The sequence below is a fragment of the Streptomyces altiplanensis genome (genome assembly GCF_053591575.1).
Genome location: NZ_JBSFUB010000127.1, coordinates 1 through 16,990, shown reverse-complemented (window position 1 = coordinate 16,990; position 16,990 = coordinate 1). Strand labels below are relative to the sequence as shown.

The following is a 16,990-nucleotide window of genomic DNA, read 5'->3' as shown; positions in this document are numbered from 1 at the left end:
TCCAGCGCCGGCAACGGCAGGACGACCGGTCCCACCGGATCGAGGTCCACCAGGCCGAAGCAGCCCGGATTCTCCGACTGCGCCGACCGCACCAGGCCCCACACCGCGGCCGCGGCCACGTCGGTGCCACCGACCGCGCCGCGCGTCACGAACACCAGCCGTGACGCGGCGAACCGCTCGTCGGCGAGCCAGGACTGCGCGGATGCCAGGGCTTCGGCCGTCAGTGTGCGGGCGGACCGCGCCGCGTCGGCGCCGGTCCTGCCGTCGAGGGTCACCAGGACGACGACGGGCACGGGCCCGTCGGCCGCCGCCAGCTCCGTCAGATCCCGGTACGTGGCGGCGGTGAGCGCCCCGTGCCCGACGAGTCCGAACGCGTCGGGGCCGACCAGGGCGACGGACTCGGGAGCGGTCGCCCCCTGCCGTACGGACACCCAGTCCAGGCCGAACAGCGCGTCGCGCGCGGCCGTGGCGGCGGAGTCGAGCTGCTGGGCGGCGGCCGCCCGCAGCACCAGCGACTCCACGGAGACCACGGGCGCGCCGGAGGCGTCGGCGACCTGGATCGCGATCGAGTCCTCGCCGGTCGGAGTCAGCCGCACCCGCAGTGCGGTGGCCCCGGTGGCGTGCAGGGACACGCCCTCCCAGGAGAAGGGCAGCCCGCCGCGGCTGTCCGCGCCGAGCTCGACGAAGGACGCGGCGTGCAGCGCGGCGTCCAGCAGTGCGGGGTGCAGTCCGAACGTGTCCGCTCCGGTGTCGCCGCCCTCGGGCAGTGCGACTTCGGCGTAGACGTCGCCGTCGTGCCGCCAGACGGCCCGCAGACCCTGGAAGACCGGGCCGTAGGCGAAGCCCTCCTCGGCCAACCGGTCGTAGACGCCCTCGACGGACACGGGCCGGGCCCCGGCGGGGGGCCACTGCGCGGCGTCGAATCCGGCGCCGTGCCCGGCGGTCTGCTCGTCGACGGCCAGTACGCCGGTGGCGTGCCGGGTCCAGGCGTTCTCGTCGCTCTCCTCGGGCCGGGAGTAGACGTCGACCGTGCGGCGGCCCGAGTCGTCGGGGTTGCCGATCCACAGCTGGACCTGGATGCCGCCCTGCTCGGGCAGGACCAGCGGCGCGGCCAGGGTCAGTTCCTCGACCCGGTCGCAGCCGACCTCGTCGCCCGCGCGGACGGCGAGTTCGAGGAAGGCGGTGCCGGGGAGCAGCGTGATGCCGCGCACGGCGTGGTCGGCGAGCCACGGGTGGGACTGGAGCGAGAGGCGGCCGGTGAGCAGCACGCCCTCGGAGTCGGCGAGCGAGACGGCGGCGGCGAGCAGCGGGTGGTGCGCGGCGCCGAGCCCGGCCGCGCGCAGGTCGGCCGACTGGCTCTGGGCGCCGCCCTTGGGCCAGTACCTGCGGCGCTGGAAGGCGTAGGTGGGCAGGTCGTGGCGGCGGGCGCCGGTGCCGGCGAAGTACTCCGTCCAGCGGACGGCGGTGCCGCGTACGTACAGCCCGGCCAGCGCGGTGGTGAGGGCGTGGGTCTCGGGGCGGCCGGCGCGAAGGGTGGGGAGCGCGGTGGATCCGTCGGCGTCGGCGGCGTCCAGGCAGTCCTGGGTCATCGCGGACAGGACGCTGTCGGGGCCGAGTTCGAGGAAGGTGGTGACGCCGTGGCCGGTGAGCCAGCCGATGCCGTCGGCGAACCGGACGGCCCGGCGGACGTGGTCCACCCAGTAGTCGGCGGAGGTGACCTGCGCGACGGTGGCGGGCTCGCCGGTGAGGTTGGAGACGAACGGCAGCAGCGGGGCCTGGAGGGACAGCCCCGACACGACCGCGCGGAACTCGTCGAGCATCGGCTCCATGAGCGGTGAGTGGAAGGCGTGCGAGACTGCGAGGCGTTTGGTTCTGCGGCCCTCGGCCTCCAGGCGGGCGGCGATCTCGGCGACCGCGTCCTCCTCGCCCGCGAGGACGAGCGAGCGGGGGCCGTTGACCGCGGCGACGGACACGGTGTCCCGGTGGCCGACCAGCAGCGGGGCGACCTCGTCCTCGGTGGCCTGTACGGCGATCATCGCGCCGCCCGCCGGCAGTGCCTGCATCAGGCGGCCTCGGGCGGTGACGAGCACGGCCGCGTCGCTCAGGGAGAGCACTCCGGCGACGTGGGCGGCGGCGATCTCACCGATGGAGTGGCCGGTCAGGTAGTCGGGCTTGACGCCCCAGGACTCCACCAGGCGGTACAGCGCGACCTCGACGGCGAACAGCGCGGGCTGCGCGTACTCGGTACGGTTCAGCGCCTCGGCGTCCTCGCCCCAGAGCACCTCGCGCAGGGGGCGGTCCAGCAGCGGGTCCAGGGCGGCGAAGGCGGCGTCCAGCGCGTCGGCGAAGACCGGGAAGGCGGCGTGCAGTTCACGGCCCGCGCCCAGGCGCTGGGAGCCCTGGCCGGTGAAGAGGAACGCCAGTTTCCCCTCGCCCTGGGCGGCGCCGCTCACCTGGTCGGCGGCTTCGCGGTCCTCGGCCAGCGCGGTCAGTCCGGCGAGCGCCGTGTCGCGGTCGGCGGCCATGAGTACGGCGCGGTGCTCGAAGCCCGCGCGGGTGGTGGCCAGCGAGTAGGCGACGTCCAGGGTGTTCGCGGCGGGCTCGGACTCCAGCGCGGCCACCAGTGAGGCGGCCTGGGCGCGCAGCGCCTCGCGGGTCCGTCCGGAGATCAGCAGCGGCACCGGGCCCCGGTGCGTGACGGTGTCGTCGTCTTCGCTCACGGGGGCGGGCGGGGCCTGCTCGACGATGGTGTGCGCGTTGGTGCCGCTGATGCCGAACGAGGAGACGCCGGCCCGCCGGGGCGCGCCGGTCTCGGGCCACGGGCGGTTCTCGTCGAGGATGCGGACCGCGCCCTGCGACCAGTCGACGTGCGACGAGGGTTCGTCGGCCAGCAGGGTCCGCGGCAGCACTCCGTGCCGCATGGCCATGACCATCTTGATGACACCGGCAACACCGGCCGCGGCCTGAGTGTGGCTGATGTTGGACTTGACGGAGCCGAGCAGCAGCGGCCGGTCCTCTTCGCGTCCCTGGCCGTAGGTCGCGAGCAGGGCCTGTGCCTCGACCGGGTCACCGAGTGTGGTGCCGGTGCCGTGCGCCTCGACGGCGTCGACCTCGGACGCGGAGAGCCGGGAGTTGACCAGGGCCTGCCGGATGACCTCCTGCTGGGAGGGGCCGTTGGGGGCGGTGAGTCCGTTGGACGCGCCGTCCTGGTTGACGGCGGTGCCGCGTACGACGGCGAGGACCTCGTGGCCGTTGCGCCTGGCGTCGGAGAGCCGTTCGAGCACGAGGACGCCCACGCCCTCGGCCCAGCCGGTGCCGTCGGCGGTGTCGCCGAAGGAGCGGCAGCGTCCGTCGGCGGAGAGGCCGCCCTGGCGGCCCATCTCGATGAAGGTGCCGGGGCTGGACATGACGGTGACGCCGCCGGCCAGTGCGAGGGTGCACTCCCCCGCGCGCAGCGCCTGGGTGGCGAGGTGGACGGCCACCAGGGAGGAGGAGCAGGCGGTGTCGACGGTGACGGCGGGGCCGACCGTGCCGAAGGTGTAGGAGATGCGTCCTGACAGCACGCTGCCGGTGTTGCCGGTGAGCTGGAACCCCTCCGCGCCGTCGGCGGGGCCGACCCGGTAGTCCTGGGCCATCGCGCCCATGAACACACCGGTCTGGCTGCCCTTGACCGAGGTCGGGTCGATGCCCGCGCGCTCGAAGGCCTCCCAGGCCGATTCGAGCGCGACCCGCTGCTGGGGGTCCATGGCGACGGCTTCGCGCGGCGAGATGCCGAAGAAGTCGGCGTCGAAGTCGGGGGCGTCGTGGAGGAAGCCGCCGGACCGGGTACTGGACGCGGAGAGCGCCTCGGTGTCCCAGCCGCGGTCGGCGGGGAAGTCGGAGATGCCGTTCTCACCGGCTTCGACCAGGCGCCAGAGGTCTTCCGGGCTGCTGACGCCGCCGGGGTAGCGGCACGTCATGCCAATGATGGCGATCGGCTCCTGGGCCGCCGACTCCAGCTCGTTGACGCGCTGCCGCGTCCGCCGGAGGTCCGCAGTAGCAAGCTTGAGGTAGTCCCGGAGCTTCTGTTCGTTGTCCATCTCAACTCAACCCATCTCGACAGCCAGTGGCCGAACATGAATCACGCGGGGGCATCTCGCGCTCGCCGTGCAATATGAAAAAATTGGAAAGCCACATGGCTTCGCAGCCGTTCAGCGGGAAGCCATGTGGCGAGTGTCGTACGAACCGCGACGGGAATTCCCTAGTCCTTTGCGGTCCTTCGGACGGCTACCAGTTGGAGGCCAGCAGAAGGTCCCCGTATTCGTGCTCCCGGGAGACCTGATTCAGGTCGGAATCGACCATCATGCACATCAGCTCGGGGAAGTCGACGGTGGGCTTCCAGCCGAGCTGGGCGCGGGCGTGCCCGCTGTCGGCGCAGAGGACCTCCACCTCGGCCGGGCGCACCAGCGCCGGGTCGATGACGACGTAGTCCTGCCAGTCCAGGCCCACGTGGTCGAAGGCGATGCGCACCGCGTCGCGCACCGAGTGCATGGTGCCGCTGCCGATCACGTAGTCGTCCGGCTCGTCGGGCCGGAGCATGAGGTGCATCGCGCGGACGTAGTCGCCGGCGAAGCCCCAGTCGCGTACCGCGTCGATGTTCCCCAGGTGCAGCTTCTCCTGGAGGCCGAGCTTGATGCGGGCGACGGCCAGGGATATCTTCCGGGTCACGAATTCCGAGCCGCGGCGCGGGGACTCGTGGTTGAAGAGCATGCCGGAGACGGCGTACATCCCGAAGGACTCACGGTAGTTGCGGGTGATGAAGTGCCCGTACGCCTTGGCGGCGCCGTACGGGCTGCGCGGGTGGAACAGCGTCGACTCGCGCTGCGGAGTCTCGGCGGCCTTGCCGAACATCTCCGAGGACGACGCCTGGTAGAAACGGATCTGGCCGCCCGAGGTGGTGCGCGAGCCGTTCAGGCCGCTCACCATCCGGATGGCCTCCAGGACACGCAGCACACCCATGCCGTTGACCTCGGTCACCAGCTCGGCCTGCTGCCACGACATCGGCACGAACGAGATCGCGCCGAGGTTGTAGACCTCGTCGGGCTGCACGGTGTCGACGGCGGAGACCAGGCTGCCCTGGTCCATCAGGTCGCCGTCCACGAACGAGAGCTCGGAGACGAGCCGGCTGACCCTCGACTTGCGCGGGTTGGCCTGGCCTCGGTTCAGCCCCCAGACCTCGTAACCCTCGGCCAGGAGATGCTCGGCCAGATAAGAACCATCCTGGCCGGTAATACCGGTGATCAGTGCACGCTTGGTCATACGAACCCCTTCTCGACCACGGAGAGACCGCCCAAACGCACAGCTCGGTCGACAACCCAGCATCGAATACGCTTCATGTCCGGACGATAGACATCGGCACGCTCGCAAGCTGCCGACCACGGTGTCAAGAAATCCCGGGCTTACTAGGGAATTCCCGAGTCGGGGCCCCGCGTGGAAGGCCGGAAGGGGCAGAACACTAGTAATTTTCGACTCCGCGATGGGGTGCACTGTGTGCGTCGGCGTTCGGGCCGGCTCTGCCAACCGGAGCGTCTTTCCGTGCTGCTGAGACTTCTGCGTACCCATGTGCGCCCGTACCGGCGCGCCGTCGCCCTGCTGATCCTTCTGCAACTGGTCCAGATCCTCGGGACGCTGCTGCTGCCGACGCTGGGCGCGGCTCTGATCGACAACGGCGTAGTCGCCCGCGACAACGGCTACATCGCCCGGCTCGGCGGCCTGATGGTCGCGGTGGCCTTCGTCCAGGTCCTCGCGGCGGTCGGCGCGGTGTCCCTGGCCGCCCGCACCGCGATGGCGATGGGACGCGACATCCGGTCGGTCGTCTTCCGCCGGGTGCTGGACTTCTCCGCCCGTGAGGTGGGCCGCTTCGGAACGCCGTCACTGCTGACCCGCACGGTCAACGACGTCCAGCAGGTGCAGACGCTGGCCCAGTCGGGCTTCGGCATCGTGGTGGCCGCGCCCCTGATGTGTCTGGGCAGCGTCGTGCTGGCGCTCCGCCAGGACGTCCCGCTGGCGCTGATCCTGGTGCTGCTGGTGCTGGTCGTCGGCGTGGCGTTCGGTCTGCTCCTGGCCCGTATGGGCGCCCTCTACGCCCGCATGCAGACCGGTCTGGACCGGCTCGGCCGGATGCTGCGCGAGCAGATCACCGGGGTGCGCGTGGTGCGCTCCTTCGTCCGGGACGGCTACGAGCGCGAGCGGTTCGCCCGTACCAGCACAGAGCTGTTCGAGGTCTCTCAGCGGGTCGGCCGCCTCATCGCGTCGATGCTGCCCGTGGTACTGCTCCTCATGAACGCCTTCACGGTCGCGATCCTCTGGGCGGGCGCCCACCGCATCGACGGCGGGGCGATGCGCATCGGCGCGCTCAGCGCGTTCCTGATGTATCTCTCACTGGTCCTGATGTCGGTCGTGATGGTCGCGTTCGTGTTCCTCTCGGTGCCCCGCGCGCGGGTGTCCGCCGCGCGCATCCAGGAGGTCGTGGGGACGTCGTCGAGCGTCGTCCGGCCGTCCCTGCCGGTGCCTGCCGCGCCGGACGCGGTGGGCCATGTCGAGCTGCGCGGCGCGGAGTTCCGCTACCCGGGCGCCGAAAAGGCGGTGCTCCAGGGGATCGATCTGAGCGCCGGTCCCGGGGAGAACGTGGCGATCCTCGGCTCCACGGGCAGCGGCAAGACGACACTGCTCAACCTCGTGCTGCGGCTGTTCGACGCCACCGAGGGCTCGGTGCGGGTCAACGGCGTCGACGTCCGGGAGCTGGATTCCGAGGACCTGGGCCGGACCGTGGGCTTCGTCCCGCAGCGCCCGTATCTCTTCTCCGGGACGGTCGCGACCAATCTGCGCTTCGGCGACCCGGACGCCACCGACGACGAGTTGTGGCGGGTCCTGCGGATCGCCCAGGCCAATACGTTCGTCGCGAACATGCCCGACGGGCTCGACACCGAGATCTCCCAGGGCGGCACGAACGTCTCGGGCGGCCAGCGCCAGCGGCTCGCCATCGCGCGCACCCTGCTGCGGCGGCCCGCCGTCTACCTCTTCGACGACTGCTTCTCCGCGCTCGACCACGCCACGGACGCCGCGCTGCGGACCGCCCTGACGCCGGAGACCGCCGGGGCGACCGTGATCACGGTCGCCCAGCGGATCGCCCAGGTCCAGTACGCCGATCGCATCGTGATCCTCGACGCCGGCCGGGTCGTCGGCACGGGCACCCACGACGAACTGCTGCGCGACAACGCCACCTACCGCGAAATCGCCCTCTCCCAGCTCACCGAGGAGGAGACCGTTCATGGTCTCACCGGACGGCCGTAGGGCCTGCCTGAGAAGTCACCCCCGGCCGGCGGCGCCCGGTGCGCACCCGCGCCACGCCGTGGCCCCGTCCGCGCTCGTCCGGGACACGGCGGACGCTGTCTCCCGCGCGCTCGCGCACCGGGCGCCGCGCACCACGTCCCGCGGGCGAACGGCGGGCCGGTGAAGACACCCCCCGAGCAGCCCGAGAAGCGCGGCACGGGCCGCCGTCTGCTCGGCCTGCTGCGCCCGCACCGCCCCCGCATCGCCGTCGCGCTCCTCGTGGGAATCGTCGGGATCGTACTCAACGCGTTCGGTCCGCTCCTGCTCGGCAGGGCCACCGACCTGATCTTCGACTCCCTCCTTGACGGGTCGGACATCGACTTCGGCGCGGTCGGGCGGCTGCTGCTGATCCTGCTCGTGCTGTACGGCGCGGCCTCGCTGTTCATGCTGGCGCAGGGCCGGCTGGTCGCGGCCGTCGTCCAGCGGGTGGTCTTCGACCTGCGGCAGAGGGCCCAGGACAAGCTCGGGCGGCTGCCGCTGCGCTACTTCGACCGCAATTCCGCGGGCGAGGTGCTGAGCCGCACCACCAACGACGTCGACAATCTCCAGCAGACCCTCCAGCAGACCCTGGCCGAGCTGATCACCTCGGTCTTCTCCATCATCACCATGCTCCTCCTGATGCTGGTCGTCTCGCCGTCGCTCGCGCTGGTCATGCTCGCCGGCGTGCCGGTCTCCGGGGTGCTCGCTGCGTGGATCAGCAAGCGCGCCCAGCCCCGCTTCACGGACCAGTGGGACGCCAACGGCTCGATGAACGCGCAGGTGGAAGAGGTCTACACGGGCCATTCCCTGATCAAGGGGTTCGGCAGGCGCGAGCAGGCCGAGGAGCGGTTCGACAAGCTCAACGACGCCCTGTTCCGGGCCGGCGCCAAGGCCCAGTTCGCCTCGGGCACCATCGAGCCCGCCATGATGTTCATCGCCAACCTCGGCTACGTGGCCGTGGCCGTGGTGGGCGCCTGGAAAGTGGTCAGCGGCGAGCTGACCCTCGGGGACGTACAGGCGTTCATCCTGTACTCCCGGCAGTTCAGCCAGCCGATCGTGCAGGTCGCCGCGGTGGCCGGCCGTCTCCAGTCCGGGATCGCCTCGGGCGCCCGGGTCTTCACCCTGCTCGACGCCGAGGAGCAGAGCCCCGATCCTTCGCGTCCGGCGCGCGCCCAGGCGGCGGCCGGGCGGGTGGAGTTCGAGGGGGTGTCGTTCCACTACTCCCCCGACAGACCGCTGATCGAGGACCTCTCGCTGACGGTCGAACCCGGCAGTACGGTGGCGATCGTCGGCCCGACCGGGGCCGGCAAGACCACGCTCGGCAATCTCCTGCTGCGCTTCTACGAGGTCGACGGGGGCCGGATCCTGCTCGACGGCACGGACATCGTGACGATGACCCGCGACGACCTGCGCGCGCAGTTCGGCCTGGTGCTCCAGGACACCTGGCTGTTCGGCGGCTCGATCGCCGAGAACATCGCCTACGGCCGCGCCGGGGCGACGCGTGAGGAGATCGTGGCCGCGGCGAGCGCCACCTGCGCCGACCGTTTCATCCGTACGCTGCCGGACGGCTACGACACCGTGCTGGACGACGAGTCCGCCGGGATGAGCGCGGGCGAGAAACAGCTGATCACCGTGGCCAGGGCCTTCCTCGCGAAGCCCGCGGTGCTGGTGCTCGACGAGGCCACGAGCTCCGTCGACACCCGCACCGAGGTGCTGATCCAGCGCGCGATGAACACCCTGCGTGAGGGCAGGACCAGCTTCGTCATCGCGCACCGCCTCTCCACCATCCGCGACGCGGATGTCATCGTGGTCATGGAATCGGGCAGGATCGTCGAACGCGGCACTCACGACGAGCTGATCCATGAACAGGGCGCCTACGCCCGCCTGTACGACGCCCGCACCCAGGGCCCCGCCCAGCCCGCCGGGAACGACGGGCAGCCGGTGGCGGGCGCCCTGCCGACGGGATCGGCGCACCGACCCGACCCTGTGTGAGCGAGCCCGACCAATGAGCGATAAGGACCGTACTGTGCCTGTCGGAAAACTCCTCGCCGTGAGCGATCTCCATGTCGTGTACGACGACAACCGCACGCTGGTCGAGAAACTGCGCCCGGCCTCGGACGACGACTGGCTGATCGTCGCGGGCGACGTCGCCGAGAAGTACGCCGACGTCGAGTGGGCGATGCGGCTGCTCAGCGGCCGGTTCTCCCGGGTGATCTGGGCTCCGGGCAACCACGAGCTGTGGACCCACCCGCAGGACCCGTGCGAGCTGCGCGGCGAAGAGCGCTATCTGCGGCTGGTCCGGCTCTGCCGGGAACTGGGCATATCCACCCCCGAAGACCCCTACCCCGTATGGAGGGGCGACGGCGGGCCGGTGGTGGTCGCGCCGCTGTTCGTCCTCTACGACTACTCGTTCCTGGCTCCCGGAGCCACGACGAAGGAGGAGTCGCTGCGGCTCGCCCACGAGTCGGGCGTGGTCTGCTCCGACGAGTACTTCCTGCACCCCGACCCCTACCCCAGCAGGGACGCCTGGTGCCGGTCCCGGGTCGAGGAGACCGAGCGCCGGCTGTCGGCCGTCGATCCGTCGCTGCCCACGGTCCTTGTCAGTCACTATCCGCTGGTCCGCGACCCCACCCGCGTACTGCACTACCCGCAGTTCGCACAGTGGTGCGGCACGGAGCTGACCGCCGACTGGCATGTGCGCTTCCGCGCCGCCGCCGTCGTCTACGGCCACCTCCACATCCCCCGGGTCACCCGCCACGACGGGGTACGCTTCGAAGAGGTGTCGGTCGGTTATCCGCGTGAGTGGCGGGCGCGCCCGCCACGGACACCGCTGCGCCAGATCCTGCCGGAACCGGCCGGACATGCCGCCCGATGATCGGCTCGGTGCTGCCCGCCGAGGTGGCGGCCGAGGTGGCGTACGACGACGTGCGTGCACCGGACGACAAGCTGTTCCCGCAGGAGATGGCGCTGATCGAGCGCTCGGTGCCCAAGCGGCAGCAGGAGTTCACGACCGTACGGTTCCTGGCCAGGCGTGCGCTGCGCAGCCTGGGACAGCAGCCCATGCCGCTGCTGCCCAACCGGCGCGGGGCGCCCCAGTGGCCGCAGGGCATCGTGGGCAGCATGACGCACTGCGACGGCTACCGCGCGGCGGTCGTGGCGCGGTCCGACAGGACCGCCGCGCTCGGCATCGACGCGGAGCCGGACGCTCCGCTGCCCGACGGCGTGCTCGACACCATCGCGCTGCCGCACGAGATCGCCCTGATCGCCTCGCTGGCCGCCCGACACCCCGGCATCAGCTGGGACCGGCTCGTCTTCAGCGCCAAGGAGAGCGTCTTCAAGGTGTGGTACCCGCTCACCGGACGCGAACTCGACTTCTCCGAGGCGCAGATCGACATCAGCCCGGTCGAGCGGACTTTCCGGGCGCGGCTTCTGGTGCCGGGACCGCTCGTGGCGGGCGCCCGCGTCGGTGAATTCCACGGCCGGTGGACCGCCGGGCGCGGCCTGGTGGCAACGGCCATCCATCTGACCAACGCCGCACTGAGGTGACCCCCGGAGTGTGGACACAGGGGTTCATGCTACGAGTTGGAGTTTAGCTGTCCTGTGGTGCTGCTGTTCGAACTCCACCGGGGAGAGGTAGCCCAGCGCGCTGTGACGTCGGCGGACGTTGTAGTGGGTGAGCCACTCGAAGATCTCCAGCCTCGCCTGGCTCATCCTCAAGAACAACTTCCCGTGCATCGTCTCCCTCTTCAGTCCCTGCCAGAAACTTTCGGCCAGGGCGTTGTCATAACTCGACCCGACCCTGCCCATGCTCCTGCGGATGCCGTACCGGTCGCAGACCTGGGCGAATGCGGCAGACGTATATTGACCGGATTCAACCGGTCGTTGCAACACCAGCTTGTTGAAGCAACTGTAGCTGCTCGTTGAACGCCTCGGCGGGTGTCTTCCAACCGAGCGTCTTGCGGGGTCTGCTGTTGAGGGTGTGAGCGACGGCCTCGACTTCCTCGGCGGACCATCTCGAGAGATCGGTGCCTTTCGGGAAATACTGGCGCAAGAGCCCGTTGGTGTTCTCGTTCGTGCCGCGCTGCCACGGACTATGCGGATCGGCGAAGAACACGGGAATTCCCGTCTCGACTCTGAATTGCGCATGGGCCGACATCTCCTTGCCGCGATCCCAGGTCAGCGACCGTGCCAGCTGTTCGGGCAGCGTCGACATGGTATTGGCGAGGGCGGTCTTCATCGTGATCGCCCCATAACCGGCCAGCGCAGGACCGTTCTTGACCGATCGCTTGTGCCGGTACCCTTCCTCGCGCGGCAGGTGAACCAGCATCGTGAATCGAGTTGACCGCTCGACGACAGTGCCGATCGCGGACCGCTCCAATCCGATGATCAGGTCGCCTTCCCAGTGGCCAGGAACGGCACGGTCCTCGACTTCGGCAGGCCGTTCACTGATCAGCGCTTCGGGCGTCACATGCGCCCAGGTCCTACGGCGCGAACGAGCACGCGGAGCACGCAGTGCGCGGCCCGTGCGAAGGCACAAGATCAGCTCTCGCTTCAGCGCCCCGCGGCCCTGAACGTAGAGAGCCTGGTAGATCGCCTCGTGGCTGATGCGCATGGACTCATCATCCGGGAAATCAACCTTGATCCGGTTCGCGACCTGTTCCGGACTCCACGCCTGCACCCACGCGCGGTCCTTACGGTGCGGCTTGTTCCGCCCCGCCCATGCGCTTGTCGAAGGTCCTGCGATCGCCCTGCCGCCAGGCGTGCTGATCTCTCCGGACAGCCGCTCCTGGACGTATGCGTGCAACCGCGGATTGGCGACCAGCTTCGCAGTCTTCGGGCGGCGGGAGGCCATGTCCGACTTCCATTGCGCGACCGAGGCCCGGTAATCGAGCTTCCCGCCCCTGGTGGCCGCGTTGCGCCGCAACTCGCGGGAAATCGTCCCCGGATCACGACGGGCTTGCCGAGCGATTTCACGAACGCCCATGCCCTGGGCATTGAGGAGCGCGATCTCCTCCCGCTCAGAGAACGACAGGTACCTGCCCGAATTCGGCTTCGGATCGAACGGTCGCATGCCGCCACACTGCCGAAACCAGCGCGTGGCCACCGCCGGCGCCACGCCGATAACCGCGGCCGCTTCCTCCGCGAGGAGACCTTTGGCGATTTCATCCCAGAACGCTGCTTCGATATGACGCTGGAATTTCGGATGCCCAGGAGACCTCAACTTTGGCCGTATCGCCCGATCGGCTGCCTGCTGACGACGAACCATCACACACCTCGCTGATCATGAGGTGTTGCGACGACCGATTGAATCCGCCCTGGGCGCCCCTGTCGGTGTGGAAAACGACGCCGTGGCCCCGGCCGCCGCGGGCGGCCACGGCCATTTCGATCGCGTCGGTGACCAGGGAGGTACGCATGTGGTCGGCGATCGACCAGCCCACCACCTTTCTCGAGCAGATGTCGATCACCGTGGCGAGGTAGAGCCACGTCGTGCCGACGGCTATGTATGTGATGTCGCCGCACCACCTGGTGTTCAGCGTGTCCGCGGTGAAGTCGCGCATCACCAGGTCCGGCGCGGGCGGCGCGGCCCTGTCCGCGATCGTCGTCCGCTTCTTCTTCCGCAGGTGACGGCCGACGATGTGGTTGATTCGCATCAGCCGGGTTACGCGCTTGCGGTTGATCCTGCGCCCTCTGGCACGCAGCTCGGCATGGACGCGCGGGGCGCCGTAGGCGCCCTGGTGTTCGGCGTGGATGGCGCGGATCTCGCTCACGGTCCGCTTCTCCTCGGCCTGACGCTCGGTGCGGGCCTGCTCGGTGGCCAGGTGCCGGTAGTAGCCGGCGCGGGACGTTCCAAGCACCCGGCAGATCCGCTTGACGCCGAAGTCGGCGCGGTTGTCGGAGATGAAGTCCCAGCGGTGGGGGCTCACTTCACCTCCCGGGCGAAATAGGCAGCAGCCCGGCGCAGGATCTCGCGCTCCAGCCGCCACTCCTGCTCGGCCTTGAGCAACCGGGCGTTCTCCGCCCGCAGCCGGGCCAGCTCCTCGGCCGCGCTCACACTGCCGTCGCGGCCCTCGGGCACGACCTCGTCCTTGCGCACCCACGTCCGAAGCGATTCCGCGGTGATGCCGAGATCCGCCGCTACCGCCGCGTACGTCCGCTGCCCGGCCGCGACGCGGTAGAGCGCGACAGCGTCCTTCCTGACCTCTTCCGGATACGGAGACTTGCGTCCCATCTGGACATCCCTCCCTGGACCATCAAGATCCATTGTCAGGGTGTCCACTCCAAAGGATCAGCCTCACACACACCCCGGCCCCCAGCAGCACACCTCAGCACCCTGGCAGGACTCCTCCTCCACGCCACCACACACGGAGCGACCCTCACGACAGAGACTAAACCAACGTGTCGATTTTTTACGGGGCCTTAGTCGGTTCGATGTCTCTGCCTGCTGGTCCACTGCGGTTTATCTTCTCCCGTTCCAGCGAATGGCGGCCGCTCCAGCGAAGTCACCGGCGTGCGCAAAGCCTCCGAGGACAAGCAGCGATCCGTCAGTCAGCTTGCCTTCTTGAACAGCTTGATCCAAGGTCACCGGGACGGCGGCCCCGAACAAATTTCCGTACATCTCGAAGGTATCCAGGTGCTGTTCCGGGGACAGCTGCAGTGCCTCCCGCCAATTACGGAGGAAGGTACGGTTCGGCTGGTTTGTGATCAGTGCGTCGATCGCCGACGGCACTACTCCGATATCTGCGCACACCTTGGTCACGGCTTCAGGGATTAGCCGACTGCCGCGCTTCATTACTTTACCGAGGCCCTGCTCAGTGAAGTGGATCCGAACCTGACTCTCGCCGGGTTCCCAGTACTTGCGCCCGTCATCCAGTGCCACCCTCATGGCCCCTGCGTACTCGCCAATGTGCTGGCACTCCACGGAGAGCACCGGTGACTGTTCCGAGTCGGTCAAATAGCCAACGCCGCAGCCGTCGCCGGGAATCGCTGCCTGGGCCAACTTGCGTACATCGGGTTGAACGAACCACTGACCCGCCATGTTCTGCACCGTGCAGATCAACGCGGATCTGGCGTCGGTCGTAGCGATGATCTGCCGAGCTAGCTTCATCATGTATACGAAAGCGGCACAGCCGCTGTTGTGTACGTCGATCAGCCACTCTGGCCGGCATCCCAGCCGCCGCACGACCTCAGTACCGCATCCGGTAAACGGCAAATCGGGCAGGAAGGTGTGCACGAGTAGCACGTCCACGTCGCGGATCGCGGCTTTCCCGTGTCGGGCAATGAGCGGCTGCACAGCCTGCTCAATCATGTCCACCGAGCTCTCGTCCGGGGCGATATGGTGCCGGTATGCGGGTGGCCGGAACATCGGGTGATCACGAAGGTTGCCGTCAGCACCAGGGCAATCAGTGTAAAAGTCGGCGCTGACACGCGTCTTGGGCAGGTAGCTGGCGACGTCGAGGAGGCTGACGGTCTTCATCTCGCACACATTCCGCATCTCTTGGCAGCCTGGATTCGGCAGCAGTGTGAGTCGGCGGCGATTCTGCTGCTCGAGGTAATAATCATACTTCCGCTTCCCAATAGCAGAACAATTTATGCCAGGAACCGGTGCGGGTGCCGGAAGGGTCGACGGCCAGCCTGCGGGCGGAGTATTTGCCGGGTCCTCAATTTTCATATTTGAGGCTAATGCAGCCGATCTCTCGACGTGCGATGCTGTCGGAGTAAAGTGGTGATAGTGCCATCAAAATAGCGGGAACAGCTCGCACAGGCACCGTTCACTTCAGCATGTATAGCAGGACACAGATAATCAAGTCAGGATGTGGTTGAAAATCCCTTCCCGCTCCTCAAATTCATCCTTTCGGGTTTCGGGTACGGTGCACCCAGCGTTACGACTTGGGCGGTGGCGTGGCGGTGCCGATGTCGGCCAGCAGGCGGTCGGGGCGGGGGCGACCGGGCCGAACACCTCATGCCTGGTCACTCAGGAGAGTGACGTTGGCGATGGTCTCGCCGCCGTCAGCGAGCATCACCGACGGCCAATCCCGATCTGGGCACGGCCAGCCACAAGCGAAACACACCGACTGACATCGCGTGATGCGCTCAATGTGGTCGTTCCGATACGTCGGCGGGCGCGACCGCGTCCGCCGACGTAAGTGGGCCGCCCGGAGAACGTCCGCCCCCAGGCGGGATTCAGCCTGGGTCAGCGGCCGAGGAGCGGGACGTCGCTCTCTCCGTAAACGAACTTGCGGACAGCCTCGACCATCTCCTCGAGCGAGAGCTGTCCGTCACCGTCCATGTCGATCTGCTCGAAGACATCCTGGGCCTGCGACGAGTCCACGCCCATGGCGTCGAGCCACACCTTGAACTCGGACGGATTGATCCGACCGTCACCGTCGCTGTCGACGAGGTTGGTGATGGCCTGGATGGCCGGACGCAGCACCTTGGAGAATCCGCTCTCGCCCAAGGGGAACATGTGCTCTTCGCCCACGTCGGCGAACTGCTGCGGGGACAGCGAACCGGTCTCCGGGATACCGGCCTTCTGGGCCAGGTAGCTCCACTGGCTCAGGTAGGCGTCGATCACGGCCTTGCCCCGCGGAGTGTCCTCGCTCTCCTTGAACGCCTTCACGATGCGCTGCGCCTCGGCCTTAAAGTCCTGGGCGTCGATCTTGCCGTTGTTGTCTGCGTCCCACAGCTCGAAACGCTGTTGGACCCGTGTCTTCTGGACCGCAGTGGTCATCCGGTACTCCTAGGTCTCGCTCGGGCAGCCCGTGCAGGGGCGAAGCCGTGACCGTGGCACCCGTGCTGGTGTGCGGCAGCCGTATAGCTACAGTTTGTAACTATACAGATACTCTTAGCGATACGCGCAGGTTGTGCAAGGTCGGATCGGTCGCAGCATGGGCAGATCGATGTGCCACCGAGGCCCAGGCCGAGGTCATTCACCAGGAGGGCTCACGTACAGTGAGCTCTTTCAGAGTGGTCACCGATCGGGTGACGAGGGCTGGGCCAGAACGGGCGAGGCCTCAGGGGTGTTGAGACAGATGCCTGACGTCTGAACTCATCACCCGAGGGGCCTCGGTGGTTACGTACTCTGCCGCACTCGGCCTTCCGCACGCACTGGTGGAGACGGTGACGATGTTCATCGTTCTCCGAGAGGGTGACCACAGGTGCAGGCTGCCTGCGCACCAGCGTGCGCTGGTCGCGCTGGTGTACCTGCGCCAGCACACTACCCTCGCCCAGATCGCTGCCGGCTTCCGGATCAGCGTCGGCACCGCCCACGCCTACGTGCGCTCCGTCGTAGCCCTGCTCGCCCGCCGAGCGCCAGGACTCACCAATGCCCTGCGCGAGGTGAAGGCGCGAGCGGAGTACGTGCTGGTCGACGGCACTCTCACGGAGTGCGACCGGGTCGGTGACGCACGTGGCGACTACTCGGGAAAGCACCGGCGCCACAGAGTGAACGTGCAAGTGATCACCGGTCCGGACGGCCCGATCCTGTGGATCTCCAGGGTGCTGCCCGGCCGCACCCACGATCTCACCGCGGCCCGCAGACACCGCATCATGAAGGGCGTGGGCAGTTCGTACGTCTGCCCGTCGATGGTGACCTGGCGCTCCTCCATCGACTCCAGCAGCGCGGACTGGGTCTTCGGCGAGG

9 protein-coding genes and 3 pseudogenes are annotated in these 16,990 nt (G+C 68.6%); 5 read left to right on the top strand and 7 right to left on the bottom strand.

The genetic code is table 11. From position 1 onward, the window contains the following. Together ACWD0Y_RS32775 and ACWD0Y_RS32770 are read right to left on the bottom strand one after the other, a co-directional pair. On the bottom strand, positions 1-4,079 hold a 4,079-nt coding region (locus tag ACWD0Y_RS32775; RefSeq protein ID WP_450263921.1), incomplete at its 3' end, for a type I polyketide synthase. Between the two features lie 187 nt (positions 4,080-4,266). Next, complete coding sequence (locus ACWD0Y_RS32770; RefSeq protein WP_450263919.1) at positions 4,267-5,298, bottom strand: GDP-mannose 4,6-dehydratase; 1,032 nt, start codon at positions 5,296-5,298, stop codon at positions 4,267-4,269. A gap of 276 nt (positions 5,299-5,574) precedes the next feature. Here ACWD0Y_RS32770 and ACWD0Y_RS32765 point away from each other — a divergent pair, with 276 nt between their 5' ends. The 4 genes from ACWD0Y_RS32765 (at position 5,575) to ACWD0Y_RS32750 (ending at position 10,896) form a co-directional block, all read left to right on the top strand. Further along, a complete protein-coding gene (locus tag ACWD0Y_RS32765) occupies positions 5,575-7,332 on the top strand; it encodes an ABC transporter ATP-binding protein (protein ID WP_450263918.1) in 1,758 nt (585 codons plus the stop codon). Between the two features lie 159 nt (positions 7,333-7,491). Continuing rightward, positions 7,492-9,342 carry an ABC transporter ATP-binding protein gene (locus tag ACWD0Y_RS32760; RefSeq protein ID WP_450263917.1) on the top strand — a complete coding sequence of 617 codons (1,851 nt, stop codon included), beginning with the start codon at positions 7,492-7,494 and terminating at the stop codon, positions 9,340-9,342. 13 nt (positions 9,343-9,355) lie between these two features. After that, positions 9,356-10,225, top strand: a complete 870-nt coding sequence (locus ACWD0Y_RS32755) for a metallophosphoesterase family protein (protein ID WP_450263916.1) — start codon at positions 9,356-9,358, stop codon at positions 10,223-10,225. Continuing rightward, on the top strand, positions 10,222-10,896 hold the full coding sequence (locus ACWD0Y_RS32750; RefSeq protein WP_450263915.1) for a 4'-phosphopantetheinyl transferase family protein: 675 nt from the start codon (positions 10,222-10,224) through the stop codon (positions 10,894-10,896). The genes ACWD0Y_RS32755 and ACWD0Y_RS32750 overlap by 4 nt, the downstream gene beginning before the upstream one ends. A gap of 24 nt (positions 10,897-10,920) precedes the next feature. On the opposite strand, the pseudogene ACWD0Y_RS32745 reads toward ACWD0Y_RS32750, so the two are convergent. The 5 genes and pseudogenes from ACWD0Y_RS32745 to ACWD0Y_RS32725 form a co-directional block, all read right to left on the bottom strand. Continuing rightward, positions 10,921-11,214, bottom strand: a pseudogene (locus ACWD0Y_RS32745) (integrase core domain-containing protein); the annotation flags it as partial. Positions 11,215-11,221: 7 nt separating this feature from the next. After that, entirely contained in the window at positions 11,222-12,616 is a 1,395-nt protein-coding gene (locus tag ACWD0Y_RS32740) for an IS30 family transposase (protein WP_450263914.1), read from the bottom strand. A 49-nt stretch (positions 12,617-12,665) separates the two neighbouring features. Continuing rightward, positions 12,666-13,579: pseudogene (locus tag ACWD0Y_RS32735) on the bottom strand (IS3 family transposase); the annotation flags it as partial. A 228-nt stretch (positions 13,580-13,807) separates the two neighbouring features. Continuing rightward, positions 13,808-14,824, bottom strand: coding sequence for a 3-oxoacyl-ACP synthase III family protein (locus ACWD0Y_RS32730; RefSeq protein WP_450263913.1), 1,017 nt, complete (start codon positions 14,822-14,824; stop codon positions 13,808-13,810). Between the two features lie 717 nt (positions 14,825-15,541). Next, on the bottom strand, positions 15,542-16,078 hold the full coding sequence (locus tag ACWD0Y_RS32725) for an EF-hand domain-containing protein (RefSeq protein ID WP_450263912.1): 537 nt from the start codon (positions 16,076-16,078) through the stop codon (positions 15,542-15,544). Positions 16,079-16,416: 338 nt separating this feature from the next. On the opposite strand from ACWD0Y_RS32725, the pseudogene ACWD0Y_RS32720 reads away from it, so the two are divergent. After that, positions 16,417-16,902 (top strand): annotated as a pseudogene (locus tag ACWD0Y_RS32720) (transposase family protein); the annotation flags it as partial. Between the last annotated feature and the right edge of the window lie 88 nt (positions 16,903-16,990).